The organism is Alphaproteobacteria bacterium (assembly GCA_018662925.1).
Lineage (GTDB): Bacteria > Pseudomonadota > Alphaproteobacteria > 16-39-46 > JABJFC01 > JABJFC01.
In genome coordinates this window covers 1-5,592 of the sequence record JABJFC010000038.1, presented here as the reverse complement: position 1 = coordinate 5,592, position 5,592 = coordinate 1, and the positions used below count along the sequence as shown (strand labels likewise).

Here is a 5,592-nt window from a genome sequence, read left to right as displayed (position 1 = left end):
ATTTAGAGTAACTTTTAGCGCTTTGGGTCAATTATTGCTGATTTAAAAATTTAACACCTAAAAAAACTCGCGCTCGATCGAAAAAACTGCGTCCCCTTGAACTTGAAGGAGAAATGTAACTTCCTATCGCGGATTTTGGGTCTGACCTCTCCCTTGCAACATCCTTTCCATTGGGCTATAAGTCAGGCAAGCTTTTCAAATGATAAACAGGGAGAGGATTTCATGAAGTTTCTATTTTCTGAACCAAAAATGCCTTCTGGTGGAACTGTCGTGGTCGGAGTGCATCACAAGTTGGAATTGACCTCCAGTGCCCAAGAAGTTGACAAAAAGACCAAGGGTCTTTTAAAGCGCGTCCTAGATGAAAGTTCCTTAAAGGGCAAAATTGGGGATTCTCTTTCTTTTCCTGTTGATGGCGCCAATGGATTCGACCGCATCGTTGTCATCGGGCTTGGGAAGAAGGAAGATTTACATTCCCTCCAAGCGGAAGAAGTAGGGGGCGCCATTACTGCTCGGATGCTTCAACATAAAGACTCTGAAGTCGCCGTAATGATTGATGATGGGGCCAGTAAGTCTCTTTCCGTGCATCAAGTGGCGGCTCATGTGGCACAAGGAATGCTTTTGCGCTCTTACCGCTTTGACAAATATATGACCAAAGAAAAAAAGGAAGATAAGCCAGCTTTGCAAAAGGTTACCATTTTTGCTAAAGGCGCAGCTGATGCTGAAAAGTCTTTCGAAAAGCTCAAGAAGATTTCCGATGGCGTGTTCTATGGCAGAGACTTTATCTCAGAGCCACCCAATGTTTTGTACCCTGAATCCATGGCAAAGCGCTTAAAGGAACTAGAAAGCCTGGGCGTAAAAGTAGAAGTTTTGGATGAAGCCGCCCTGACAAAAATGGGCATGGGCGCGCTCTTGGGCGTGGGTATGGGCAGTGAGAGAAAGCCTTGCCTAGTTTCCATGCAGTGGAACGGTGCTTCGGATAAGGACCAGCCTGTGGCTTTTGTTGGAAAAGGCGTCACCTTTGACTCGGGTGGCATCAATATTAAGCCATCCCCTGGTATGGAAGACATGAAATGGGATATGGGTGGTGCGGCCGTTGTTGCAGGTGTGATGAAGGCAGTTGCGGGTCGTAAAGCCAAGGCAAATGTTGTGGGTGTGGTTGCTCTTGCGGAAAACATGCCATCGGGCTTGGCCCAGCGTCCAAGCGACGTGGTAAAGACCATGTCTGGTCAGACCATTGAGGTGCTAAATACGGATGCAGAAGGGCGCCTTATTTTGGCGGATGCTCTTTGGTATACCCAAGATCGCTTTAAGCCCCAGTTTATGGTGGATCTAGCCACTTTAACCATGGCAGTGATTTTGGCCCTTGGGCACGAATATGCCGGGCTTTTCTCTAATGATGACAAGTTGTCGAAGCAGCTTATTAATGCTGGCAAACATGTGGGCGAGAAGCTTTGGCGTTTTCCTCAGGGAGAAGTTTATGATGCCATGCTTAAATCCGATATCGCTGATATGCAGAATGTTGGAGCAGGGCGTGCTGCTGGTAGTGTGACGGCAGCCCAATTCCTTCAACGCTTTGTGAACAAGACACCCTGGGCACATTTGGATATTGCAGGGATGGCCTGGTCAACAAAGGATAGGGCTCTCTTTGGCAAGGGCGCCACGGCCTATGGAGTGCGGATGCTCGATCATTTGGTAGCGGAAAATTATGAGTCAAAGTAAGAGGACGAACGTATCCTTTTATCATCTGACGAAGGCGCCCCTGGAGAAAGCACTGCCTAAGCTTTTGGAGAAAGTGGTTGCCAGTAAACAAAGGGCTGTTCTGATGACGGGGAGCCCTGAGCGGACAGAGAACCTCAACACAATATTGTGGACCTATCATCCCAGCTCCTTTTTACCCCATGGTTCCAAGAAAGATGGTTTTCCAGAGCTCCAGCCTATTTGGTTGACCCACGAAGATCAAAACCCCAATGGTGCCAAAATCCTGGTGTTGGTGGATGGCGCCCAGTCCGATCATCTAAAGGACTATGAACGCTGTCTCGACGTATTCGATGGCACCAATGAACAGGCTGTCAAAGCTGCCCGTCAGAGATGGAAGTCCTATAAAGACTCAGGCCATAGTGTGACATATTGGCAACAGAACGATCAGGGCGCTTGGGAGAGTAAGGCTAGCGACCAAAAGTAACTGTTTCTTGCTCTGGCTTAGGCTGAATGTATCTGACTGATTTTATAAATTTTTTTCAGAACGAAAGGGTGATTATTCGTATCATTTTTGAATTATTCCGTCAGCTTTCATACGTGAGGAGTTAAAAAACCACCCCCTGACTCGGATTAGTCTTTTGAATGGGATTGACGCTCACTAGGGATGGCGTTCTGTATTGTGATAAGGTTGTGAACGTTGATTTGAAGGATGTTCTGAACGGGAATGGCGTTCTGTATTGTGATAAGGTTGTGAACGTTGATTTGAAAGATGTTCTGAACGGGGATGGCGTTCTGTATTGTGATAAGGTTGTGAACGTTGATTAGAACGATGGCTTGCACTGGAATGAGTTTGTGAATTGCGATTCGAACTGGAAGTTCTCTCTGCATTTCTTCTAGATTTTGAATAATCCCTTCTTCTAGAGTTTGAATAATCCCTAGAATTATTTTGTTTCTGATTACTTCTAGCACTCTGCGCAAGAAACCTATTAGCCCTCTCTACACCAGAAGTCGCTTTGTTTTTTTGATTTTGTGAAAGATTGGGGAGGAGTAAAACACTTTTGAATTGTTCTAGGGCAGCCGCATTATCTTTATTTGCCGCAAAATGGTTGCCTAATCCCATCATGGCTTGTGCTTTTAGATCAACATTCCCACTGCCCAGAATATTTATAGCTTCCAAAAACCAGTCAGATGGAGCGTGTTTTTGGTCGCTATACCGGGCATTCCCCAATCCAAGACAAACCTGTGCTCTTAACTTTACATCCCCACGATCGCCAAGAAGTTTCAGAGCCTCCAAATACCATTCTGTATTGTTTCTATGAGAGAGGTCAGTGTACATCATGTTTCCTAATCCAATTAAAGCTTGGATTATTAGGCCCGTGGTATTTTTATTACGGAGTATCTCTATGGTTTCCAAATACCAGTCTGCCCGCTTATGTTCGTTGTCAGTATATCGACAGTTTCCTAGACCAATGAAAGCTTGCGCTTTTAATTCAACAGCGTCCTTCTTGTGCAGAAGCTTCAGAGCCGTCAAATACCAGTCTGCCTGCTTATGTTCATTGTTAGTATATCGACAGCTTCCCAATCCAATGGATGCCTGTGCTCGTAATTTTACATCACCATTTCCCAGAAGGTTTAATGCTTCTAGATACCAGTCAGCTTGTTTGTGCCTTCTGTCCGTATATCTAGAGTTTCCCACTGCAATGAGCACTTTGGCCTTTAAGTCATTGTCTCCATGATTTTCAAGTAATTTCAAGGCATGTAAAAACCAATCGTAAAGATTCTTATGGGACCTATCCGTGTAGCGTGCTTGCCCCAAACCAATGAGAGTACGCACTCTTAAGTCAGTGTGTTCGTCTTTGTCTCCAAGAAGTTCCATGGCTTTAAGATACCATGAAGCACCTGAATTATTATTAGCAGAAGAACTTGAATTTCCTAGGCCAATATAGACTTGCGCTTTTAAAGTTAGGTCATTATTTCCCAGAAGTTTCAGAGCTTCTAAATACCAATCTCCTTGAGTTTTGTGCTCTTGATCAGTATATTTTGTATTTCCCAACCCAACTAAGGCTTGTGCTGTCAAAGAGTCATTTCTTAGATTGCCTAGAATGCTCCGAGCTTCAATATACCAGTCAGAATCCTTTGTATGTTTGTTGTCTGTATAGCGGACATTTCCCAATCCGATGAAAGCTTGTGCTTTTAGCTCAAGGTTTTCATCTTCACTTTTACTTAAGACATTTAGAGCATGAATGTACCAGTCTGCTTTCTTCGGATGTGTTTCATCAGTATAGTTTGCATTTCCTAACCCAATTAGAACATGAGCCATTATAGTTTTATCGCTTTGATTTTTGGCAATATTTAATGCCTGAAGATACCAATCATAATCTTTTGTGTGAGTGTCGTCAGTATATCGTGCATTTCCCAACCCAATAAAAGCTTGAGCCCTTAAGGCGTCCTCTCCTTGATGGCCCAGTACTCTCAATGCTGCTAAATACCAATCCTTTGACGTTTGACAAGGTGTACTAAAGTATCGTGCATTCGTTATCTGATATGAATCGTCAGTGTATCTGTCGTTTCCTAAGCCAATGTAGGCATGTGCTATGCAATTTATGTCTCCGTCTTGACCTAAAAGCTCGATGGCCTCTAAATACCAGTCCGTTCGAGTTGCATGAAGTCTGTCTGTGTAGCCAATCTTTCCTAATCCATTGAGAGCTTGTGCTTTTAAGTTCTTTTCGTCTAAATTTTTGAGGGCCTGCAAAGCACTCAGATACCAGTTTGATGGTGCATGAGAATCGTCGGTGTATAGTGCATTTCCTAAACCAATGAAAGCTTGTGCTTTTAACTTATTATTATCAGCACCTTCAAGAAGTTGTAGGGCATCTAAGTACCAACTATAGGGTCTTTTGTGATATCTGTCAGTGTAATTCGTATGAGCGAGCTTGATGTAAGCTTTAGATTTTAATTCACTATTACCATTTTCTCCAAGTACGTTTAAAGCATGTAAGTACCAATCATAAACATGCGGATGGCTGGTATCCGTGTAACGAATTTCCCCAAGTTTATAGAGAACCTTGACGAAAAGGCCAGGATTTCCATGTGACTTGAGAACTTTCAGAGCTTCTAGATACCAATTCTGTTGCTCAGGGTGAAGTGTATCTACGAAATGTAAATTTCCCAGACCAATGAGGGCTAGGGCTTTAGAGTCGACCGCATCAATTCCTTGTTTTTCAAGAATTCTTAGGGCTTCTAAATACCAGTCGGAGCTGCTTATGTGGTCTTCATCTTGATACCACGCATTTCCTAGGCCAATAAGAGCTTGCGCTTCTATAGCATGAAACCCATTTTCTTCGGCAATTTTACGAGCCTCTATATACCATTGGAAGTCATGCGGGTGAAAACTGTCAGTGTGCCTGGCATTTCCAAGACCAATGTAGGCTTGAGCTTTTAAGGGATTGTCCTCGTAATTCTTCAGAATTTCTAAGGCCTCTAAATACCAATTCTGAGTTTGTGGATGAGATATGTCAGTATAGTGAGCGTTTCCAATGGCAACGAAAATTTTTGCTTTTAAATTATCATCACCATGCTTATTTAGGCAGTTCAATGCTTCAAAATACCAGTCCGATTGAGCTTTGTGATTTTTATCGATGTAATGATCGTTTCCCAATCCGATGAGGCTCTGTGCTTGTAAAGTGTTATTTTCAGCAATTTTTGGGATACTTAGAGCCTTAAGGTACCAATCTGTGCTTCTATGTTTATCATAAGAGCAAATTGCAAAATTATGAAAGTGCGGAAGTTTCACGGAGGATGCAAGGATAAGAATGATATTTTTTTGCACTGATCAATCCATAAGGCACAATTTTAACTGTTTTTCTGGTCTTCACGCGCAATTTTCCCCTGTTT

3 protein-coding genes are annotated in these 5,592 nt (G+C 43.1%); 2 read left to right on the top strand and 1 reads right to left on the bottom strand.

Annotation, left to right across the window (positions count from 1 at the left end; all coding sequences use genetic code 11):
- Nucleotides 1–222 precede the first annotated feature (222 nt).
- Together HOL16_02495 and HOL16_02490 are read left to right on the top strand one after the other, a co-directional pair.
- On the top strand, nt 223–1,719 hold the full coding sequence (locus HOL16_02495) for a leucyl aminopeptidase (protein ID MBT5389564.1): 1,497 nt from the start codon (nt 223–225) through the stop codon (nt 1,717–1,719).
- Nucleotides 1,706–2,182, top strand: coding sequence for a DNA polymerase III subunit chi (locus HOL16_02490; protein MBT5389563.1), 477 nt, complete (start codon nt 1,706–1,708; stop codon nt 2,180–2,182). The genes HOL16_02495 and HOL16_02490 overlap by 14 nt, the downstream gene beginning before the upstream one ends.
- 174 nt (nt 2,183–2,356) lie before the next feature.
- Here HOL16_02490 and HOL16_02485 read toward each other — a convergent pair whose 3' ends face one another.
- The gene (locus HOL16_02485; protein ID MBT5389562.1) at nt 2,357–5,527 is read right to left on the bottom strand and encodes a hypothetical protein; all 3,171 of its coding nucleotides are present in this window, start codon (nt 5,525–5,527) and stop codon (nt 2,357–2,359) included.
- Nucleotides 5,528–5,592 lie beyond the last annotated feature (65 nt).